General features: G+C 43.3%; 22 protein-coding genes. 14 read left to right on the forward strand and 8 right to left on the reverse strand.

From position 1 onward, the window contains the following. Positions 1 to 4 precede the first annotated feature (4 nt). Positions 5 to 1,507, forward strand: coding sequence for a carboxypeptidase M32 (locus ACI882_RS02480; RefSeq protein WP_411743850.1), 1,503 nt, complete (start codon positions 5 to 7; stop codon positions 1,505 to 1,507). Positions 1,508 to 1,684: 177 nt separating this feature from the next. Here ACI882_RS02480 and ACI882_RS02485 read toward each other — a convergent pair whose 3' ends face one another. Both ACI882_RS02485 and ACI882_RS02490 read right to left on the reverse strand, forming a co-directional pair. Next, entirely contained in the window at positions 1,685 to 2,113 is a 429-nt protein-coding gene (locus ACI882_RS02485) for a GNAT family N-acetyltransferase (RefSeq protein ID WP_411743849.1), read from the reverse strand. 86 nt (positions 2,114 to 2,199) lie between these two features. Further along, complete coding sequence (locus ACI882_RS02490; RefSeq protein WP_411743848.1) at positions 2,200 to 3,129, reverse strand: exopolyphosphatase; 930 nt, start codon at positions 3,127 to 3,129, stop codon at positions 2,200 to 2,202. A 616-nt stretch (positions 3,130 to 3,745) separates the two neighbouring features. Between ACI882_RS02490 and ACI882_RS02495 the strand changes: the two genes are divergently transcribed. Next, entirely contained in the window at positions 3,746 to 4,177 is a 432-nt protein-coding gene (locus ACI882_RS02495; protein WP_411743847.1) for a GNAT family N-acetyltransferase, read from the forward strand. A 28-nt stretch (positions 4,178 to 4,205) separates the two neighbouring features. Beyond that, positions 4,206 to 5,096 (forward strand): transglutaminase domain-containing protein, encoded by an 891-nt coding sequence (locus tag ACI882_RS02500; protein ID WP_411743846.1) that lies wholly within the window; start codon positions 4,206 to 4,208, stop codon positions 5,094 to 5,096. 68 nt (positions 5,097 to 5,164) lie between these two features. Here ACI882_RS02500 and arfB read toward each other — a convergent pair whose 3' ends face one another. Next, complete coding sequence (gene arfB, locus ACI882_RS02505; RefSeq protein ID WP_411743845.1) at positions 5,165 to 5,581, reverse strand: alternative ribosome rescue aminoacyl-tRNA hydrolase ArfB; 417 nt, start codon at positions 5,579 to 5,581, stop codon at positions 5,165 to 5,167. Positions 5,582 to 5,740: 159 nt separating this feature from the next. Between arfB and ACI882_RS02510 the strand changes: the two genes are divergently transcribed. After that, a complete protein-coding gene (locus tag ACI882_RS02510) occupies positions 5,741 to 6,643 on the forward strand; it encodes an aldo/keto reductase family oxidoreductase (RefSeq protein WP_411743844.1) in 903 nt (300 codons plus the stop codon). A 436-nt stretch (positions 6,644 to 7,079) separates the two neighbouring features. On the opposite strand, the gene ACI882_RS02515 is transcribed toward ACI882_RS02510, so the two are convergent. Beyond that, positions 7,080 to 7,796, reverse strand: a complete 717-nt coding sequence (locus tag ACI882_RS02515) for an AraC family transcriptional regulator (protein WP_411743843.1) — start codon at positions 7,794 to 7,796, stop codon at positions 7,080 to 7,082. Positions 7,797 to 7,884: 88 nt separating this feature from the next. Here ACI882_RS02515 and ACI882_RS02520 point away from each other — a divergent pair, with 88 nt between their 5' ends. Next, positions 7,885 to 8,421, forward strand: coding sequence for a peroxiredoxin-like family protein (locus ACI882_RS02520; RefSeq protein WP_411743842.1), 537 nt, complete (start codon positions 7,885 to 7,887; stop codon positions 8,419 to 8,421). A gap of 73 nt (positions 8,422 to 8,494) precedes the next feature. Here ACI882_RS02520 and ACI882_RS02525 read toward each other — a convergent pair whose 3' ends face one another. Both ACI882_RS02525 and ACI882_RS02530 read right to left on the reverse strand, forming a co-directional pair. Further along, on the reverse strand, positions 8,495 to 8,914 hold the full coding sequence (locus ACI882_RS02525) for a VOC family protein (RefSeq protein WP_411743841.1): 420 nt from the start codon (positions 8,912 to 8,914) through the stop codon (positions 8,495 to 8,497). Positions 8,915 to 9,230: 316 nt separating this feature from the next. Then, on the reverse strand, positions 9,231 to 9,551 hold the full coding sequence (locus tag ACI882_RS02530; RefSeq protein ID WP_411746741.1) for a rhodanese-like domain-containing protein: 321 nt from the start codon (positions 9,549 to 9,551) through the stop codon (positions 9,231 to 9,233). Positions 9,552 to 9,617: 66 nt separating this feature from the next. On the opposite strand from ACI882_RS02530, the gene ACI882_RS02535 reads away from it, so the two are divergent. From ACI882_RS02535 to ACI882_RS02545, 3 genes are read left to right on the forward strand one after another with little or no spacing between them, the layout of a single operon-like run. After that, positions 9,618 to 10,022, forward strand: coding sequence for a DUF1801 domain-containing protein (locus ACI882_RS02535; RefSeq protein ID WP_411746621.1), 405 nt, complete (start codon positions 9,618 to 9,620; stop codon positions 10,020 to 10,022). 27 nt (positions 10,023 to 10,049) lie between these two features. Then, the gene (locus tag ACI882_RS02540) at positions 10,050 to 10,331 is read left to right on the forward strand and encodes a hypothetical protein (protein ID WP_411746622.1); all 282 of its coding nucleotides are present in this window, start codon (positions 10,050 to 10,052) and stop codon (positions 10,329 to 10,331) included. 39 nt (positions 10,332 to 10,370) lie between these two features. Next, entirely contained in the window at positions 10,371 to 10,682 is a 312-nt protein-coding gene (locus tag ACI882_RS02545; protein WP_411746623.1) for a DUF1330 domain-containing protein, read from the forward strand. A 9-nt stretch (positions 10,683 to 10,691) separates the two neighbouring features. On the opposite strand, the gene ACI882_RS02550 is transcribed toward ACI882_RS02545, so the two are convergent. Beyond that, positions 10,692 to 11,069 carry a hypothetical protein gene (locus tag ACI882_RS02550; protein WP_411746624.1) on the reverse strand — a complete coding sequence of 126 codons (378 nt, stop codon included), beginning with the start codon at positions 11,067 to 11,069 and terminating at the stop codon, positions 10,692 to 10,694. A 33-nt stretch (positions 11,070 to 11,102) separates the two neighbouring features. Continuing rightward, the gene (locus ACI882_RS02555; protein WP_411744306.1) at positions 11,103 to 13,223 is read right to left on the reverse strand and encodes a diguanylate cyclase domain-containing protein; all 2,121 of its coding nucleotides are present in this window, start codon (positions 13,221 to 13,223) and stop codon (positions 11,103 to 11,105) included. A gap of 199 nt (positions 13,224 to 13,422) precedes the next feature. On the opposite strand from ACI882_RS02555, the gene ACI882_RS02560 reads away from it, so the two are divergent. From ACI882_RS02560 to ACI882_RS02585, 6 genes are all read left to right on the forward strand, one after another. Further along, entirely contained in the window at positions 13,423 to 14,031 is a 609-nt protein-coding gene (locus ACI882_RS02560) for a TetR/AcrR family transcriptional regulator (RefSeq protein WP_411744307.1), read from the forward strand. 2 nt (positions 14,032 to 14,033) lie between these two features. After that, complete coding sequence (locus tag ACI882_RS02565) at positions 14,034 to 16,487, forward strand: efflux RND transporter permease subunit (protein WP_411744308.1); 2,454 nt, start codon at positions 14,034 to 14,036, stop codon at positions 16,485 to 16,487. A gap of 27 nt (positions 16,488 to 16,514) precedes the next feature. Further along, entirely contained in the window at positions 16,515 to 17,297 is a 783-nt protein-coding gene (locus tag ACI882_RS02570) for an outer membrane lipoprotein-sorting protein (RefSeq protein ID WP_411744309.1), read from the forward strand. 14 nt (positions 17,298 to 17,311) lie between these two features. Continuing rightward, on the forward strand, positions 17,312 to 18,706 hold the full coding sequence (locus ACI882_RS02575) for a hypothetical protein (protein ID WP_411744310.1): 1,395 nt from the start codon (positions 17,312 to 17,314) through the stop codon (positions 18,704 to 18,706). Positions 18,707 to 18,860: 154 nt separating this feature from the next. Continuing rightward, complete coding sequence (locus ACI882_RS02580) at positions 18,861 to 20,303, forward strand: rhomboid family intramembrane serine protease (protein WP_411744311.1); 1,443 nt, start codon at positions 18,861 to 18,863, stop codon at positions 20,301 to 20,303. Beyond that, a complete protein-coding gene (locus tag ACI882_RS02585) occupies positions 20,290 to 21,828 on the forward strand; it encodes a B-box zinc finger protein (RefSeq protein ID WP_411744312.1) in 1,539 nt (512 codons plus the stop codon). The genes ACI882_RS02580 and ACI882_RS02585 overlap by 14 nt, the downstream gene beginning before the upstream one ends. Positions 21,829 to 21,870 lie beyond the last annotated feature (42 nt).

A 21,870-nucleotide genomic window follows, 5' to 3' on the forward strand; every position in this document is an offset into this window, starting at 1 on the left:
AACCATGAGTTACAGCACGCTTGAAAAGACCTTCTACCGATTAGCCCAGCTAGAACATGCCGGAGCAATGTTAGGTTGGGATCAACAAGTGATGATGCCTAGCGGCGGTAATGATTCTCGCGGTCGCGCCTTAGCCGAACTCGACGTGTTAAATACTGAAATTCTTCAAGCCCCCGCCTTAGCCGATGCCTTTGCTCAGGCAGAGCAAGACAAAGCAAACCTAAATGACTGGCAGTTAGCCAACTTAAAGCAAATGCGCAGTCATTGGAAACAAGCAACGTCTGTCCCTAAAGACTTGGTTGAAGCCTATGCCATGGCGACAAATGAATGTGAATACGCCTGGCGCTCTTTACGCACCGATAATAATTGGACCGATTTTGAACCGTTGTTACAAAAAGTTTTTGACCTCACTAAAGAAAAAGCTCAAGCGTTAAATAATGCCTTAGGTGCAGAGAGGGGTTACGCCAACGACTACGAAGCTCTGCTCGATATTTTTGACCCAGGCACAACCATGAGCAGAATTGACCCAGTATTTGCCCAATTAAAAGAAGCCATACCCGGTTTGCTTACGCAGATTACTGAAAAACAAAATGCAGCATCTCCGATTATTCAGCCGTCTGCCCCGGTAGACAAAGCCAAGCAAATTGCCTTAGCTAAAGAGTTGATGAGCAATTTAGGCTTTGATTTTAATCACGGCCGATTAGATGAAGCAGCGCATCCTTTCAGTGGTGGAGTCAGTGACGATAGCCGTATAACTTCTCGCTACGATGAAAACAATGTGATCGAGGGCATTATGGGCGTGATCCATGAAACCGGTCATTCGCGCTATGAAACGGGCTTACCAAAAGACTGGCGTTTTCAGCCGGTAGGTCAAGCCATGGGCATGGGTGTACACGAAAGCCAAAGTTTGTTTTTTGAAATGCAGCTAGGCCGCAGCGCGCCTTTTATTGACGCCATTGCACCCATAGTAAAAAAATTTTCCGGCAACGAAGCAGCTTATCAAGCCGACAACATGCGTAAAATGTACACCCATGTAAAACCAGGATTAATTCGAGTTAACGCCGATGAAGTGACTTATCCACTGCATGTTATTTTGCGCTACGAACTAGAGCGCGACATTATTTTGGGCCGAGCCAGTGTGAGCGATATTCCAGAACGTTGGGATGAATCTATGAGTCGTTATTTGGGCTTAGACACAAAAGGCGATTACAAAAATGGCCCGATGCAAGATGTGCATTGGCCAAGCGGAGCCGTTGGTTATTTTCCGTCTTATACGCTGGGTGCACTCAATGCAGCGCAGCTTCATGAGGCGATGTTAAAGCAAATTCCAAACGCCCCCCAACTTGTAGCTTCATTAGACTTGGAACCTATTTTTGACTGGCTTGCTACGAATATTTGGAGCAAGGGCAGCTCATTAAGTTACGATGAGTTAATGGTGCAGGCAACTGGCGAGACGTTAAACCCAGCTTATTTTCTAAACCACATTAACAGCCGTTATTTAGGCTAGTTGGAACCTAGGCATAGGCAGAAGCTGTGGTTTGTTACGGAGCAACCAAAGGCTTATTTTAATAAGTCGTTCAAGCACATCCATGTGACACTCCACAGCGAGATCCCTCTCGCTGAGGCTTATTAAAATAGACCCTTTGGCTACTCCTCTTACTGCGCCAAGTTAGATTCAAGCAGTTTATTGAGCTGGCCAGCGCATTAGGTATTCATCGAAGGGTAGTTTTTCATTTTTTTGTTCGGTGACAACTTCAAAATCTTGCGCGAAATAAAATCGTTGCGCATTGTAGTTGTCGATAAAGCAGCATAGCTCCAAATGTTCATGGCGTTCTTTAACATGGTCTAATAGTGCAGTGCCAATGCCTAAACGCTGTGCATCCACAGAAATAAATAGCCCGTTGATATGATCGAGGGTGAGCGAAATAAAACCGAGTATGTCGCCATTTTTTTCGTAAACATAAGATTTATTTAAAGGTAAGTACTCATCACGCAGGCGTTTCTTATCTTGACTGATAAACTCAGGGTCAATAAATGGATGCGCTAACAAGCTGGCATCATGATAAATGTCAGCTAGTTCAGGAAAGTCTGTGTCCGTCGCTTGTCGAATCATTACTCACCCCATTTTTTGATTAGCCCTGACAGTGTCTATGTTAACACCAATAGGGCCTTGATTTAGGTCAGTTCAATGGCCAATTGTTAGCCATCGCTGGTGATTTTATCAATCAATCTTGTGAGTACTGTTCCGGCCTCTTCATTGCTGACTTGGCAGGTGCCTGCTGCATGATGACCACCGCCGTTGTATTGCAAACATAGTTCGCCAACATTGGTTTTTGAGGATCGGTCTAAGATAGATTTACCAATGGCGAAGACGGTATTTTGCTGTTTTAAGCCCCACATGCGATGAATAGATATATTGCATTGTGGAAACAGCGCATAAATTATGAATCGGTTGGTGGCCCAAATGGTCTCTTCTTTTTGTAGGTTTAGTACGACTAAGTTTTTATGAACGGAGGCACAACGCATTATTTGTTCGTTGGCTTTCGTTTGTTGCTCCATATAAAGTTCAACGCGCTCATGTACGTCGGACATCTTCAAAATTTCTTCTATCGGGTTTCTGCGGCATTCATCAATCAGTTTCATCATGAGTTGATAGTTTGAAATGGTAAATTCTCGGAAGCGGCCGAGCCCGGTCCGGGCATCCATCAAGAAGTTCATTAAGTCCCAGCCACGTGGGTCTAAAATTTCGTCTTTGGTGAAATCTGCTGAGTCGCCTTTATCGACGGCAATCATCAACTCGTCTGAAATATTGGTTATCTTTTCTTTGCCGCCATAATAGTCATACACAACTCGGGCAGCTGAAGGTGCTTCCGGGTCGATCACGTGATTGTCGCGTTTTTCGTTGCGAATGGTTTCACTCAAATGGTGGTCAAACGACAGGTAGGCGGCCTCTACATAAGGCAGGTTGGTGGTAATATCGTTTGCGGTAATCTCTATTTTGCCATCTTGCATATCCTTAGGATGCACAAACAAAATGTCATCGATCATATCAAGTTCTTTCAAAATCGCCGCACACACAAGCCCATCAAAATCACTGCGTGTCACCAATCTGTATTTTTGCTCTGCCATGGTTAAACCTACTGTCTAAAATTGTCGTTTTTTCAGTATAGAAGCTATTTGGGGGAAATACAGAATGTTGCCCTTTGAGGGGAAATAGAATGTCGCCCTATGGGCTCCGTGAGCTTCAAGCTGCCAGCTGCAAGTTAACCCCAAAACCAATAGCTTAGCCTGTAGGAGCGACCGAAGCTTGCGCAGGCGCGACAGCCAACCACAGCCACCGTTCCCCAAAGCCCATGCCACGATGCTGGCTTTTGGGTTCCGGTGGAAATTTAAGCCGTTCATAACAACTCGCTTTGCTCAAACAGTCATTCACTTTTAAATTCACCCCCTCACCCAAGCTGACATCTGATACACCAACGCGGCATTTGTTGGTAAAAAACCCCGTAGGAGCCTTCGAAGCAAAGCGAAGACGCGACAGCTAACCACAACGTCTAGCCTCAGCTACCAACAGATACTGCGCCGGTGGCGTTTTTTTTTGGTTTTAACCCGCAGCTCGCAGCCAATAACCACCTTTCAATCTCCCAATTGACAGAAAAAGCGCTAAGTGCCACGATGACCGAAATTACATATATGACGCTACAGCATTGGCGTCAGCCGAATAGTTATCTGTTATGTTTAGGGAATTATGCAAGTAAGATTACTACCCGCAAATGAGGAAGATAAGGCTGAAGTATGGGACATGTTTGTTCCTGCGATGAGGCCATATATCGAAAAAATTTGGAGCTGGGAAATAGAGTGGCAAGCAAATGAGTTTAACAGTCGATTTTTTGAATTAAATACCTCCTTTGTGATTTATAAAGAAAGTAAAATCGGTTACGTACAGTATGAGTTAAATGAAAATGACACTTACTTGAATATGATTGTTCTTGACCCACGCTTTCAGGGTGAGGCTTTAGGAAGGGAGGCGCTCCACCTAATTCAAAACCTTCAGCCTGATAAGCGATTAAGGTTGAGGTGTTTTCATGTGAATAAGCGAGCATTGTGTTTTTATTTGAACAATGGCTTTACTGTTTTAGAAAGTGAAGAGAGTTCCATACTTTTGGAACGTATTGCGTAACCAGATACTGCTCTGTTAAGGACGATTAATGGATTTATATTTTTATCGATCACACAGCGCTTATAGTAGTGTGAATGACTTTGTTGATGTCATTCAAGACATACCAAAAAATGTTGAAGCTATCTGTAGCTTTGTCCAAAATAACTTGATTCATTCGTATTGGCTTGAGCACTATGGTGTCGAAATTGATAACCATACTCGATTAACCGAAATGCAAATACGATATGCAAATGAAATTTTGATAACATCTGAGTCCAAAGCAGGGGCTACTATAACTGAAATACATCGGCCTCAAGACAGAGTGGTTGGTGTATGCAGAGACTTCTCATTGTTGCTATGTTCCATTTTTAGAGAAAAAGATATTCCAGCAAGGATTAGATGTGGTTTTTCGAAATACTTAACGCCTGATAGGTTTGAAGATCATTGGATATGCGAGTACTGGCAAGAAGCTGATCAACGTTGGGTAATGGTTGACGCGCAATTAGATGATGTGCATTCAGATATACTTGATTTAAAATTCGATAGATATGATGTACCTAAAAGTGAATTTATTTATGCAGGGGAGGCTTGGAGGCTTTGCAGAGAGCAAAAGGAAGGTCCGAGTAAGTTCGGGATTTTTAACCTTAATGGCCTTTCGTTTATTAAAGGAAATATAGTACGTGACCTTTATGCACTAAGAAAAGTTGAACTTATGGCATGGGATACAGGTTGGGGGATTCTTAAAAATTCCAGCCAAGCTATCAGTAGTGAAAGAGAAATGAATATTTTAGATGAGTTAGCCATACTGAGCTACCGATCAGATGAAAAAGGCTCTAAAAACGCTATTGCATTCTTTGATGAGATTAAATTTCCTTCAGGCTGGAAATTATCACAAGCCCCTACGATTGCAGAGCTGCTCGCTGAGCATAGCGAGGGATAAGTATTTGACTCCTGAAACCTATTCCAATACTACATATACGATATGTCTGAGTATACTGGCTGGGCGCCTTAATCCCCCTTAACTCTCCCACGCAACGCTTTCGTCTTACTGTGTTTAGTCTTTTTATCCATACGTCGCTTTTGCGAGTTCCGGGTTGGTTTGGTGGGTCTGCGGGTTTTTTGGATGACGGTGGCTTCTAAGATGAGTGTTTTTAGACGCTCTAGAGCGTCGTTTCGGTTTTTTTCTTGGGTTCGATGGGTTTGGGCTTTGATGATGATGGTGCCATCGGCGGTGATGCGGCTGTCTTTGTGCGCTAACAATCGCTCTTTGTAAAAATAAGGCAGTGAGGATGCGTGTATGTTGAAGCGTAAGTGGATTGCACTGCTCACCTTGTTGACGTTCTGGCCGCCGGCACCTTGGGCGCGAATGGCGCTTAGGTCTATTTCGTCGTCGGGGATGACGACGTGATTGGATATATAAAGCAACGTGCTTACTCATTTGGGTTTGGGGCAGTTTAACAGATTTTAAGGTAGATAACCGGGTCGGTGTCGGACTAAAGTGCGAGGTTTTGTCGGCTTTGATATTGCTATTGAATAGCAGGAGTTTAAAGTGTCGGTTAGTTTATAAATAATTGGGCTTTTAATATGAAACGTATTTCTTTACCAAACTCTGATGTCAGCTTTAGCCGCTTGGTTTATGGCGCTTGGCGTATTGCAGATGATGCAGATACAAGCATTAAACACGTTAGAGCGAAAATAGATGCCGCGCTGGCGGAGGGGATTACTACGTTTGATCATGCTGATATTTATGGCAATCATGAATGTGAAAAGCTGTTTGGTTTGGCGTTGGCTGAAGATAAATCGCTACGTGATCAGATGGAAATTGTTACCAAAACAGATATCTGCATGAAGACAGATAAGTTTCCTGATCGCCGTGTCGGTTTTTATGATACAACTCCGGCTTATATTGAAAGCAGTGTGAATCAGTCGTTAAGTTTGCTGCAAACTGAAATGGTTGATACGTTGTTATTGCACCGCCCTGATCCGATGATGGATGCCGAAAAAACCGGTGCAGTGCTAGATAAACTGATCGATTCGGGTAAGGTAAAATCAGTAGGTGTTTCAAATTTTCGTCCTGAAGATTGGCGTTGGTTGCAAAAAAATATGCAGCACAAGTTAGTGCTAAACCAAATTGAAATGAACGTAATGGCAAAAAATTCATTCACCAATGGTGATGTTTCTGCCCTGCTAAATGATGATCTTCGGATCATGGCTTGGTCGCCGTTAGCCGGTGGTGAATTGTTCGGCGATAGCGCCGCCGCGGTTCGAGTTCGCCCTGTCCTTGAACGTGTTGCTAAAGAGCAAAATACTCGCATAGACTTAGTCGCTATCGCATGGCTCCTAGCTCACCCAGCAAATATTTTACCAGTAGCAGGCACCAATAATTTATCCCGTATTAAAGGCTTAGCGGGCGCACTAGATATCGAAATTGATCGTCAAACCTGGTTCGAAATTTGGGTAGCCGCAGATGGCTTCCCACTGCCATAGTCAGGTAGAAATTTTAAAAGCCGGCAACCACAAAGAGCCGGCTTTTAGCTTTTAACACGCAGCCCGCAGCTCGAAACCAAAAACCGCCCCCAGCCTCCCAATCACCCTTGCTCGGTCGCTGCGAGTACATCCCTGTAAGCTAAGCTTCGGCATCCATGCCTCAGATACCCGATCAAGGGTAATTGCGAGTCTAGGTGCTAACCACGGTACCGATTTTTAGTTTTTTGAACCCGTAGCCCGAAGCCCGCAGCCAAAAACCGCCCCTAGCCTCCCAATCACCCTTGCTCGGTCGCTGCAAGTACATCCCTGTAAGCTAAGCTTCGGCATCCACGCCTCAGATACCCGATCAAAGGTAATTGCGAGTCTAGGTGCTAACCAAGGTGCCGGGTTTTAGTTTTTAACACGCAGCCCGAAGCCAGCAGCCAAAAACCAATCTCTACCTACACTCACTCGGCCAAACCCCAAAATGCTGATGGAATGCCCGGGAAAAACCTTCATTTGATCGATACCCCATATCGCGCGCTACGCTGGTGATGCGTTTGCCTTTGATTAAATAACCGCGTGCGAGAGTCATGCGCCATTGGCGTAAATAGTGAAGAGGTGAGCAGCCGACGAGTTCGTTGAATCGTTTGTAAAATAGGGTTCTTGAAACACCGCTGATTCTGGCGAGTTCATCAACGGTCCAAGGGTGGCCGGGTGAATCGTGTACCGCGACGAGTGCGAATTTTAAGTGGTCATCGGCTAAGCCAAGTAGCATTCCGGGCATTTGAGTGCCGTGTTCTATGGCGTCTCTAAGCAGGTAAATTAGTAAGACTTCGATAAGTCGATTGAGCATGACAGGGCTACCGCAGCGAGGTGCGTTGGTTTCTAATAGCACGGTATGCGCCATGGCCCATGCGCTGCTATTGTGCGTGAGGGTCATGGTTAGGGTTTCAGGGATAGCTTGATAGAGTGCGCTTTGTGGTCCACCGAAATCGAGTTTAACTGCCGCGGGTGAGAGTGCTTGGCTTTGAGTATGTCGTAGGTAGGTTACCTTGATAGAGTCGGCATCTATTTCACGTATATCTAAGGCTGGAGCCAGCTCTGTCGCCGTGCTGCTTATGACGTTGAATTCTGCGTGTTGAAACAAAGTACTGAGGCGATCAAGGTGCATTAAGTACGATCCATCATTAAATAAGTATAAACTATAGCTAATTGTACATTAAAGTGGTGTGACTAAACACATAACTGAGGTAATTCAAATGCTAATTCCACGTCTGAAAACGCCAAACTTAATCCTGCCTACCTTATCTGGCCCAGATTTTAATTTATCTACCGCCAGTGGCGAGCGTGGCACGCTTGTGGTTTTCTACCGCGGCTTGCATTGCCCTATCTGTGCCAAGTACTTAATTGAGCTTGCTGCACAATTACCAGCATTGAATGAGCGTGGTGTTAATGTGATTGCAGTGAGCAGTGACCCGGAGCATCGCGCTCGAACCATGGCCGATAAAATTGGCTCGGATACGCTTCAGTTTGCTTATGATTTACCATTGCCGGTGGCAAAAGAATGGGGTTTGTTTATCTCGACTTCACGCGGTAAAACATCGTTAGGCATCGAAGAGCCTGCTTTATTTTCTGAGCCGGGTTTGTTCTTAATAGGCCCAGATCAAAGCTTGTACTTCTCTTCCATTCAAACGATGCCGTTTATTCGACCAAACTTTGCCGAGTTAGTCGGTGCTTTGGATTTTGTGATAAAAAATAATTACCCAGCACGTGGCGAATTCACTGGCGAGGTTTAAATAAAGGCAAATATAAGTAGCCCACTACTTAGCAGGCAAGGCCCATATTATTTATATCGTGGGCCTTTATTTTTTAGGGCTTATCTTCAGGTCCTATCCAATTAAACGGATTGAATGCAATTTCCCACAAGTGGCCATCAGGGTCTTTAAAATAACCGCTATAACCACCCCAGAATACCTTTTCAGGCATTTTAACCAGTGTGGCACCGGCATCAAGCGCTTGTTGAAACACCTCATCAACATCGGCTTCAGTAGCGAGGTTGTGTGACATTGAACAAGAGTTAAAGGCCGCAGGCTCAAACGCAACTTGAGCATCTTCAGCCAGTGCTTGTCGACCATACAAACTCAACCAAGTACCGTCCAAATTGAAGAAAGCGACATTGGCCTCTTCCCCCTCGCCATGACGCGGAAACCCCAAACCGTGCTGATAAAAATTAATAGCGCGCGTCAAATCATCAACGCCTAAAGTGATCATGCTAATGCGTGGTTTCATAAAAACTCCTTTTAGGTTTAATTAACTTAGCATTATCAGGATTTTGTTTACATTTTTTTTGCTGCGGGCTTCGGGTCTAAAAGATCAAAAAACCACAGAAGTTAGCCTAGGTGCCCAATTACCCTTGATCGGGAATTCGAGCCATGGATGGCGAGGCTTAGCTTACAGGGAGGTAAACAATCGCGTCTCCGCAGGCTCCGAACGCTCCTACCTTGAGGTGCTGAGGTAATTGGGCGGCTAGGCGTGAAGTGGTGCGGGGGTAAAAACTCGCGTCTCCGCGGGCTCCTACCTGGTGAGGTGGAGCGTAAAAGAGTGCTTACTTTTTAGCGGCGGCTTGGGCTACACGACCATGGGTTTTGCCATTGATTGCGTTGGTAATGCCTGCGCTTTTTAGTGTGCCCAGTGCAACGCCTGAACGCATGCCTGAGGCGCAGCATAGAATGATAGGTTGTGGCATCTTGGCAATTTTTTTAGCGTGCTTGCCTATGGTGTCATGCGGGTAATTGATGGCACCTGGAGCTGAGCCGCCACTGAATTCCGCTGCAGAGCGAACATCAATAATGGTACCGCCTTGGCTTATTGCAGCTGTTAATTCTGTGGTATCGTCTTGAAATAGTTTTTTAAGAAAACCGAACATAAAATCACCCTAGTAGTTATATTTCTTCAATATAAGGGTTTTCTAATATAAAGCAAGGAAAATCTAATGGATAAAGATATACAGTCATTACTTGAAACCTACCCAGAACCTGCACGCCGTTATTTATTGCAAATTAGAGACATGATTCTAGACATCGCAGACGAAGAAAGCCTGGGTTCAATTACCGAATCCTTAAAGTGGGGTGAGCCGAGTTTTGCGTCAAAGAAAGGCAGCCCGATACGAATGGATTGGAAAGCCAAACATCCAAATGCAGTGTCTATATTCTTTAACTGCAAGACTACCTTGGTAGAAATCTCTAAAGAGATTTATGGTTCTGCTTTTCAGTTTGTCGGTAATAGAGAAATTGTCATTCCAATTGACCAGCCGCTACCTACTCAGGAACTACGTGGCTGTTTAACAATGGCATTACGCTATCATGAATTAAAACATCTACCACTTCTGGGGGCGTAACTAAGCTTTACTTCAGGAGGTGATTTAATGAGTGATTGGTATAAAATAGATTTAGGTGACGCCATGATGGCGGCAATGGCACTAGATGAAATAGCCATACAATTGACCGATATTTATAATAAAAATAGCAAGCCAGAAAACATGGTTGCCATTTATCGTCATGAGTCGCTTGGGCTTCATTGTAGTCTAATGGTCTATCTAACAGAAACATTTCAAGTCATTGCCCAATATAGTGATGCGACTAAAATAAATTATATTCCTGAATTAGATTCCGGTTTTTTGGCCGGTAACAAAGCTAAGCTTGATTAAAATAACGAATACAGCACATATTGGCGCAAGGAGTAGAGTATGGCAGTAGAACGAATAATGGGTTTGTTTGTAACAGATGATGAAGAGTACCAACGCTATCGCGAAGGTATGGTGCCTATTTTGCACACTTACGGAGGTTCGTTTGGTTACGACTTTAAAGTATCTGAGGTGCTTATCTCAAAAACCGAAGGCGATATTAACAGAGTGTTTACGATAGACTTTCCAAGCATAGACATCATGGAATCGTTTTTTTCAGACCCTGAATATCAAACAATACAGAAAACTCATTTTGCGAAATCAGTATCGAGTAAAACAATCATCTCCATTCATGAAAAAGCACTAAATGAATAGAATTAGTCGTTAATTATCTATCAGTTTAATTAAGAACGTCTCACCGCCCCAACCGTACTTTTGATCACGACCCTCGATAATCAAGGTATTAATAGGGTCGGGGATATTAACGCCAGAAAGTGATCGAGTAAAGGGTTGCTCATTAGCGTGGTCATGTGCCAGTTCTCTTATGCCGTAAACTACGCCGTCTTCATCTAAAATACGAAAAGCATCGGCATAGCGTTGCGCAGAGTCGTATTCAGATGAAATTGTTACATCGAAACGATAGATATTGCCAGTGACGGTATAGGTCGCGTTAATTATATTTGGAAACTTCTGAACAGCTTGTGCCTGCAAAGAGACTGAGCAAAAAAGAACGAATACAATCGCTAATATTATTTTATTCATACATTACCTATTATTTTAGTATCAACATTATTACTACGGTGCTAAGAGCACACCACCTTGTCTGCCTTGTTTAACTTGGTACATTGCCCGATCTGCTTGCTGAATTAAGGCATCTAAATTGAGTCCATGTTTTTCGTATTCAACAACACCAATACTTGCTGACAAATTTACCAGGTGCTGTTCAACACTGATGGGCGTTTCAATGCTTATGAGTATGCGTTTACACATGTTTACTAGTTGTGACCTATCTTCTATATGGTCGATAACCAAAACAAACTCATCACCACCAACACGAGCACAAAAATCAGAACTTCGTAGTACACTATTAATTCGCTCTGCAACTATTTGCAATACTAAATCACCAACTTGATGTCCATATAAATCATTCACCGGTTTGAATTTGTCTAAATCAATATAGGCTAAAGCGAAGGGTTTATTGGCATCTAAATTGGCGATTGCAGTGTCCAAGTATTGGCTCAAGGCACGGCGATTAGGCAATTCTGTGAGAGGGTCATGTAAGGCAAGAAATTCAATTTTTTCTTGGGCTTCGATGATCTCCTTTTTGTCGTTAACCAAAATTCTATTGAGTTTTTGAAGCTTTTCATGGCTTAGCGCGTTACTAAAGGCAAGTGAAATAAAGGGAGTGATGGCGAGGACCAATTTATATTCGTCGCCTTTAAATCGGTTTGGAATGGCGCTCTGAATAGATAATACACCAATGACATCATTTTTATTTAACAAAGGTAAAAAAAGTTGCGAATGCGGTTGTAAGCCGCTATCGCCGACTTGTTTGCGTTTTGGGTTGAGACCATCCAGTGAGATTGTTTGATGTGTTAATACCGCTTCGATGGTTTTACTGCCTTCTTCATCGTACCGAATAGAGTAGAGCTTTTGCGGGTGGCCATCATCTATAATCGCCCGGAAAACTACCCGTGATTGCTCAGGATCATTTTCTGAAAGGGCAATGAAGTGTGCATCTAAATATTCGCTAAGTAATGAATATAACCGATCTCCGAGCGCATTGACATTGAGCGTTTCTGCAATTTCGATAGCAATTTTGTTTATCACTTCTAACTGGCTTCTCGCACTTTTTAAGTAGGCGTTTTCTTTTTTAATGATCTCTTGCTTAATCATTTGGTTTTCACGTTGCAGTCGCGCTTTACCCAGTTCAAGTGCTTTCTTATTGCGTTGGTTGACAACCGAACGCTCCATTTCTATGGTTAAACGCAAATATCGATTCGCCAACTCTAGGTTGCCCGATTCTTGATAACAGGTCGCGGCTAACTCATACACTTGTAAGCGTAAGGCAGAAGGGTCGCTATGATGACTATTGATTCTCAATGCATCATTGATGATAGATAAGGCTTTTGGCTGGTTTTGTTGGCTAAAGAGCGCCTTTGCCAGTTCGACGTAAGCGCTTAACCCCATGGAACCTTCGAGTTCAAAGTTAGGGTCGCTTATTACTTTCTCTAAAATGGTGACAGCATCGGCCAAGTCTCCTTTAAGGCGATACAGCCGACCTTTGAGGACCAACGCAGTCATGGTTAAGTGAATGTAGTTAAGCTGGTAAGCAAGTTTGAGTGTATTTTTGATTGAGTGTTCGGCGCTTTCAAAGTCTAAATGCAATAGGAATATTTTGGCTTGCTGTAAATACAGCTCGGCAATGGACTCGTCATCGCAATCGGAATGATCTAGCCCCATAACCTCATTTATGTTTTGTTCACACATGACATAGTCTTGTGCATCGTAATACAGATCGGCAAGGTTGAGCTGAGCAGCTAATTGACCGTAGTTGTAATGCTGTGCTTTAGATAGCTCAATAGAGGTTTCGAGTGCTTGCAACGCTTTGCCATATTCGCCTGTGCTTTTGTAAGCCATACCTAGCGCATTATTGACCCTTCGTACTTGAGATTCATCGTTGACTTTTACGGCACGCTGCAAAGCGGTTTTAAGTTGGCTGATCGCGGCACGATAGTCTGCTGTAAATATTAGACAATTACCACGGTAAAATAGGGCCATATCATAGCCCGGATCAGATTCATCGAGCTCAGCAATGAGGGTATCGAGTTGCTTTAATGTCGCACGAGGGGCTTGGATCATAGAGATCCATGCTTTTTCCAAGCGCTCTGAGGTGGGCGGTATTGCTTGAGACATCTTCGAATAAACCTATTTGCATAGCGTTGCTAACGACTGAATCATTGAGTATAGACGATTTTGTGACCAAAACTACGGTCGATTTCAGGTCTGTATCTGGTATTAATCAAACGATTGATTTCGATGAACGAAAGCATTAGGTAATTGTGGTATTGCTGACTAATCTACTAATCAAACGATTAATAAAGTTGAGTATTCGATGGATTCAGCTCAAACACCGTCCGACAGCACCCGAGCCGCCTTGTTAGAATCGGCTCGTGAACTGTTTCTTAAAAATGCCTATAGCAATATCTCTATTCGTAGAATTGCCGATAGAGCCAAGGTGAATTCAGCCATGATCGCCTATTATTTTGGCTCTAAAAGCGGTTTATTTCGCGAGATGATGGCTTCTTACGTTGCTCAAGTGACCTCGGAGCTAAAAGCTAATATTGGTGTCATCCCGAAGGAGTCCTCCCTAGAGGATATTTTGCTGAATTTCTATCGAAGTATGCCCGCCGAGCTAGCCATGTTGGTGTTTCGCACCCTGATCTTTGAGCAAAGTGAAATGCGCGAGTGGATGCTAGAAACCTTGATCAGACCGACGCTTGCTTTGGCAGAAGAGTACTTCGGTAACGTTATTGTGAATTCCAGCCGTGAAGAAATAACCATGGTCGTTCGGGTTTCATTTCAATCCCTGTTATTGGGGCCAAAACTGCTAGAAAAACCAATGAATGACCTAGATCCCGGTGTTTTTAATGAGGCGTTTTATCGTGATCTCGCCCACTTTAATGCCAAGTTATTCGCAACCTATTTTAATCTGGAGAAGTAGTTATGACCTCATGGAAAAATTGGCTAGAAAATAAGATAGCCAACCTTAGCCTGGCGATTATTAATAAGCCTAAGCTTTCATTGCTACTTTTCTTAGTGGTATTTATCGGTTTCAGCCAGAACTTGCGTAATGTTGAGTTTGATCCAGAGATGGAAAACTTTGTCTCAGAAACGTCACCCGTACGAATTGATTATAACCTGGTAAAAGAGGCCTTCGGACGCAATGATATTGTGATGCTTGGGCTTCGTGGCGATGTACTGTCGACACAATTTATAACAGACTTACAAGAATTACACAGCCGGCTAGAAACAGAAGTGCGTTATGCCAACGACGTAACCTCAATAGTCAATGCGCCTTATCAAAAAGGAACAGAAGACAGCCTTTTGGTATTGGACCTGATAGAAAAAACCCCCGAAAACGAAGCCGACCTTGCCCAAATTGAGCAACGCATACAAGAAAGCACCATGGCGAGTAGCATTTTAGTTAATGAAGCGCGCACCATGACATTGGTGATGGTTGAGCCAGCGACATACGATTATGGCAGTAGTGCAAATGCCGATCCATTTGCTACTGATAACTTTGACGATGCCTTTTCTGATGATGCGTTTTCCACCGATGCGTTCTCAGCAGATGTAAATACAGCGAGCACAGTTGAAGAAGCAGTGCCGTTTGTAACTCAATTTCAACTCATGGATATGATCGCGGATATTGAAGTGATAATGGCCGACTATCCTCAGTTAGAACCCATAATGGCAGGCATGCCAGCGATGAACGTGCAATTAGAGGGCACCATGAAAGATGAGATGGTTTTCTTTTTGCAAATCACATTAGCGCTCATCATCTTGACCCTATTGCTGTTTTTTAGACAGTTAAGCGCCGTGGTTGCCCCGATAATTGCTGTGATGGCTGGCTTGTTGCTGACGATGGGAATATATGTGTTAGCGGGTAATAAAATTCAGATACCGTTAGTGTTATTACCAACCTTCCTATTGGCAGTAACCATCGGCGATGCGGTGCATTTGTTAACGCATTTTTATCAACGAATTCAACTGGGTGAAGAGCGTAAAACGGCCATGCATGTTGCCGTGCAAAATACCTCTATTCCTATGCTGTTGACCTCACTAACCACAGCAGGGGGCTTAATGTCGCTATCTATTGCTGAGGTTGTGCCTATTAGAAATCTAGGCATTTATGCTGGGTTGGGCGTGATGATTGCATTTTTACTTACCGTGACGGTGATTCCTGCGTTAATTATGGTTTTGCCATTAAAGCAACCCAAAAACACGAATAGTCAGACTGCTTTTTCGAAACTCATCGAGAGTTTGGCCGCATTTTCTTGGCGGCATGGCGGAAAAATTGCCTTGATATGGCTTGTTGCTGGGTTGCTTGCTTTAACGCAAGTCGTCAAGTTGCAGTTCTCCCACGATCCGCTGAATTGGATGCCTGCTGACTTAGACATAGTGAAGTCAACACAAATTATAGACGATGAACTAAGCGGCACCATGACTATGGATATTGTGTTTGATACCGGAGTTGTTAACGGCGCCAAAGATATTGCCTTTCTAAAGAGAATGGGCGCATGGCAAGAAGAACTAGAGGCTTATTCAAAAGGCAACGTCGAAGTTAAGGGCGTTAACTCTATTATCGATGTTATCAAAGAGTCTAACCGAGCGTTGCAAGGCGGCGGCACGGAGTTTTACGCATTGCCTGATAGCCAAGCTTTACTTAATGAAGAAATATTTCTATTTGAAAACAGCGCCGCTGATCAACTATATCAGCTGGTGGATTCTGATTTCCAAAAAGCAAGAATGACCTTGGTGTTGCCTTGGAGTGATCTAATGTTTTATCAAGATTTCGTGATAGAACTGCAAGAGCGTGGGGATGAGTTATTCGAAGGTGCTGCAGATGTGACAGTAACCGGAATGATGGCTCTGCTTGCCGGGACTATGGTCGCACTAATTTACTCAGCAGCTTTTAGTTATATCATTGCAGCGGTTGTTATCGCGATCATGATGATGATTCTTTTAAGCTCAGCACGCTTAGGTTTAATTGCGATGATTCCCAATATCGCTCCAATTTTAGTGGTCATGGGACTAATGTACCCAATGGGTATTGAGTTAGACATGCTTACGATTTTAGTTGCGACAATAGCTATCGGAATCGCTGTGGATAACACCGTTCACTTTACGCATCACTTTAGGCGCGGACTCGAAAAAGGACATAACTTACGTGCTGCGATGGATGATGCGTTCTCTGGTGCAGGCCAGGCGTTATTTACAACCTGTGTTGTGCTGTCGATTGGCTTCTATGTATTTTTATTCAGTGAAGTCAGCAGTATTTTCAACCTTGGGTTTTTATGCGGAACCTCGTTTGTTTTAGCGATGATCTCAAACTTCACTCTAACGCCATACTTGTTGCGTTGGTACTACCGTAACCACGACGCAGCCGTTAGTTAATTTAACATTTTAAATGAGGATATGAAGATGAAAAAACTGATCGCAACAATTTTAGCGTTCTCAGTGATGCCAGCCTTTGCCATGACGGCCGATGAAATTATGGCGAGAGTCGATGCTAATGAAGCACCAACGTCGCTTAAGTCAAACATGACCATGGTGCTGGTCGATAGCAAAGGTAAACAGCGCGTTCGTTCAATGCAGTCTATTAAAGCCGACTTGGGCGATTATGACGCATCATTAATGTTTTTCTTGGAACCTTCCGATGTCAAAGGTACAGGCTTTTTAATGATGGATTACGATGCAGCCAGCAAGGACGATGACCAGTGGATGTTTTTACCTTCTCTAAATAAAGCCAAGCGAATAGCGAGCTCCGATAAGACGGGTAGCTTTATGGGCAGTGATTTTTCTTACGCCGACATGTCGAAGCGAAACCTAGAAGAGTGGACTTATACATTAATCAAAGAAGACGAGGTTAACGGAATTAAAGTATGGATTGTTGAATCTGTACCGATTAGTAACGCCGTTATAGAAAAGTCAGGTTACGTCAGAACCATTGCCTATGTTCGTCAAGACAACTTTCAGCCAATACGTGGCATAAACTACTTAGAAAAAAATGGCGAAATTAAATTGCTCAACGTTGCCGAATCGAAAGAGTTCGACGGCTATTGGATTAACACAGAAGTACAAATGATTTCGCAAAAAAATGGTACCACAACGCACCGAACTTTAATGAAAACTTCAAACATAGAAGTGAATGTTGATGTTAACCAAAATGACTTTACGCTGAATCGATTAGAACAAGGCTTATAGCATTGGAGACCCATATGAAACCGCTAAAATTGTTGCCCGCAGTCACTGTGACGCTATTGGTGTGGTCTGTCTCAGCCTATAATCAAGCACAAGCCGATGAATTTGACGACTTATTTAATGAAGATGCATTCAGTGATGTTGAAGTCGAAATCCCAGCTTCAAGCGAAGCCAGTAACTTTTCAATCACTCATGAAGTAGGCTCGCGGTTGATTGCTAATATTAATAGCAATGAAGCTAATGCCATCGAGCAACGCTATTCAAGCACAAGCAGTGCGCAGGGTTATTATCAACCCAAACTTAGCTATGTCGCAAATGATTGGTTTACGGTGCAAGCAGACTTAAAGCTAAGCACCGATGCTATTTTCTGGCTGCGCTCTGAAGAAAACTGGAGCGACGAAGATATTGAAAATCGTCAATATTCCCTAGCCGTTAACGAATTAATCGCAACCGGTCGTAGCGGCAACTGGCAATACAGTAGCGGCATTCAAACCGTAACTTTCGGCTTGGCCGATGCTTTGTCGATTGCGAATAACCTATACGCACAAGATATGTCAATTCCTGGGGTTACCGAAATAGACGATGCGCTGATTCCCGCATGGACCAGCATGGCCACCGGTTCAATTGGTCATGTTCGACTTAAAACCGGTGTTATCCATCAACATAAAATGAATGTGGCTGGCATAGCCGGTACAGACTTTGTAACGCCTATTTCAGCAATGAATATTCAAGAAGAGAAGCTGGCGGTTGAAAACATGAGTGCTTTTGTCTCCGTCTCAGGTGTTGCGGGGGCACTCGACTGGCAATTAAATGCCAATACCCAGCTTGAACATGTGCCAGCCATTGAAATGCAAGCCAGTCCTGGAGGGCTGCAACCAGTAGGTACTGAATTCGCCCGCACTCAGTCCGCAAACGTTGCCGCAAGTTATGTTTTGGGCAGCATATTGCTTAAAGCTGAAGCAGGCATCACACAGGGTCTAGTGGCTCAGGCTAAACACGAGAGTATGTCAAGTGCGCCCGGCACAATGGTCGACTATTCAAAACTCAAATCAGTGGTTGGCTTTGATTATAATAACAGCAGTCTTGGTCGAGTGTTTGCAGAGTTGCAGTACAACACTATTCTTGATTACGACTCGTTAAATTTAATGCAAGCCGAGCAACAAAGTGCTCAGTGGATGATACTGGTGTCTAAAACCTTTTTACGTGAAACCCTTACCGTAAAAGGGCAGTTTATTGGCTTCGATATTAGTGGTGATGCAGGTCGTATTCAGGGCTTAGGCATTGAATATGATGTGAATGACCAAGTAAGCACTGGGTTACAATACATTGATTATGTCGAGGGTGAATTTGTATTACTTAATGGGGCTGACGATAGAGATAGACTGGTGTTTACGGTTAACTATCAGTTTTAGACGGCGCCTTCTCTTCTGTAAGTAAGGCGCGAACGGTTCAAAGATCTGTGCAGACTCGTTCGCTGCCTTATTATCAACATAGATAAAACGATTCTATGAATTTCATTTGAAAGTTTGTTAACCTTGCGGCTTGATTGTAAGGAAACAACTTAGCATGCTCATTTTCCCCACCGAAAAACGGTTAGACATATCACGTGCACCGTTTATTCTCATTGCACTAATACTACTCAATACCTTGGTCTATTTTACTTATCAGATCGACGACAACGAACGTGCCGGCCAAGCGATTGAGCGATACTTAGAGCTCGACTATCTCGATAAAGAATATCCAATATTTATTGAATACTTAGAAAATGAGCAAGATTCCAGCACCTTAGAGCGTGTACAAGAATCGTACTACGAAGAATATTATCAAAATGTCGTTGCCATGATACTCATGCATTCTGAGTTTAACACTTATTTAGAGCGACGGGCTAAAACTGAATTTGAAGCCAGTTTTTACAATGGTTGGCGTAATCAGCGTAAAGAAATTCAAGAAAAATTCGAATCAATTAGCTCATTTGCTCATGGCCTAGTTTCTAATGATGTCTCCATTGGCGATTTATTTACCCACCAATTCTTACACGGCAGTGTCAGTCACCTAGTGGGTAACATGGTGTTCCTGTTTATATTTGGCTACGCGGTTGAAGCCGCTATAGGGCATTTACGCTTCTTGCTGTTTTACTTAATTGGCGGAGTGTTTGCCGGCTTAGCTCAAGTGGTCACTCACTTAGATAGCGGCGTACCCCTTGTAGGGGCCTCGGGTGCAATATCGGGCGTCATGGCAATGTATTTGGCCGTATTTCGCTTGCGAAAAATTGAGTTTTTTTACTGGATATTCTTTTTTGTTGGCTACTTTCGAGCGCCCGCATTGCTTATTTTGCCGTTCTATATTGGCAAAGAAATCTATTCTTACATGACCGCAATTGATTCAAATGTAGCTTTTATGGCGCATGCCGGTGGTTTTGTTGCGGGCGCAATCTTAATTGGTATTTCTTTATTTTTAACACCAACGATACTTAATAATGAGTACATTGAAGAAGACCAAGATTTCACACTACGACAAAAAGCACTTTCGAAAATATACGCAGCCATTGAGGCCTTGCGATTCGAATCTGCCTTAACTCAAGTAAATCAACTAATCGACTCAGAGTCTTTAGATTTTGAACTTGCCATGATCCGTTACAATTTAAATCGAGTTCTGCGCAACAAAAGCTTTACTAAAGAACTAAATGAGCTATTAAGTATGGCGCCACTCATTGATGCAGAAAAGAAGCGAGTAGGGGATGTCTGGTTGGAGTCTGGTGATCGCTTTTCAACACTCACACCCGATGAACTAGTTCGTGTTGGGCTGAAACTTGTCACCCGAGGTGATGCAAGAGCTTCAAAGTCGATACACGATAAGCTCTTTGTGTTATCGAAAAAACCAGCTGATCTAAATGTTCTAACTAAGAATCTATTAGAGTATTTCGTTCAAACCAAAGACCAGCAAAATTTATCTTTGTATAAAGAACGTTATCAGGCTATCGCCAAGGAGGGTGCCCATGGAAACCTGTAAGTACCACCCTTTAGTGCCGACTTCTTTTCACTGCGATGTGTGTGAGCAATCAACCTGTGCAACTTGTGTTGACGATACTTCAGCTCACGGTGACCCACATTGTATAAGGTGCGGTGGCTATTTAGAGTCTGTAGCAAACAGCGATAACGTAGCGCCATTTTGGCGTCGCATAGAAGATGCATTTAAATACCCGGTTAACAGCGAAGCCTTAATGATGATCATTGGTGTCTCTGTTGGGATGGCAGTGGTATCTAGCTTGCCGTTTGGTGGGTTAACACTGTTGATTATTACGCTGGCGCTCTATGGCGCAATGCTCAACTACAGTTTTATGGCGATGACCACTTCTTCAGAAGGTGACTTTGAACCACCAACGGCGATCGATGCGTTAGTCGGTGGTTTGGGGCTATCGTTTAAGATGATCTTGATGATCATTTTAATGGTGGTGTTGCTTTTTCTTACGGCTATTCAGTTAGGGTCGCTAGCGGTTAATTTACTGGCCATTTTATTTGTTGTTGGCTTGCCGGCTATCTTAATTACCTTTGCGCACAGTGGCAGTATTTTACAGGCGTTAAACCCTTTAATGTTTGTTACTTTGATGTTTCGAGTTGGCTTTCCCTACTTGGTTTTGTTGGGCTTTATCATGGTGATGTCGTCATCGGTGGCGCTTATTTCATCTATTATCGGCAATGACTTTGCAGCGGTCTCAACAGTATTGCAATCGATTGTAACTAACTACTATACCGTGGTGATGTTTCATTTAATGGGTTACATGTTGTATCAATACCAAGACAGATTAGGTTTTTCGTCGACGAACAACATCAGCGGTTACGATAACCAACGCAGCGCACAAGATAACCTGACAGCAAGAATTAACGCGCTGCTAAAAGAAGGTGAATACGCACGCTGTTTAGATTTGCTTAAGGAAGGTGCGACAAACTTTCCAGATGAAAAACAATTTTCTGAAAAATACTTTGATTTACTTTTAATGCTTAAACAAAGTAAAGCGTTAACAACTTTTGCTGAAACCTACTTCATGCGATTGGCTAAAGCTCAGCAGTTAGACCGGCTTTATTCTCAGTATCGCCGTTTGGCCTTTGTCGTACCTAAGTTTAAACCACAATCTTCAGAGCTACGCTATCGGTTAGCGCAAAGCTGTGATCAACAAGGTGATTTTAAAGCGGTTTACTTGATGATCAATGGCCTGCATGTTGATGACCTAAAGTACGTCAATATTGTACCCGCCTATGAATTATTAGTGAGCGCCTTAAAAGAGCTCAACCAGTCAACAGCCGTCAATAAGTGCGCACTTTTGGTCGATAAATTGAAAGCTATTGCACCAGCACCAGCACCAAAGCCTGAATCTGAAGTTGGAGCAGAAACTCGACTCACTGGTAAAGCTGTGTTTGGAACGCAAAATGTAAAGGTGGTGCAAGAGGCTGTTGCTGGCCGTCATTCTAGCCCTGTACCCGTTGAAGCAGCTGAAGATAATACAAATGACCTACCGCCGATCGAATTTAAACTCTAAGTTTTTAATTAAAACAGTCGTTTTAATTTGCCATTTGTTAGA

Origin of the sequence: Reinekea sp., assembly GCF_046710285.1 — a bacterium.
GTDB lineage: Bacteria > Pseudomonadota > Gammaproteobacteria > Pseudomonadales > Natronospirillaceae > Reinekea.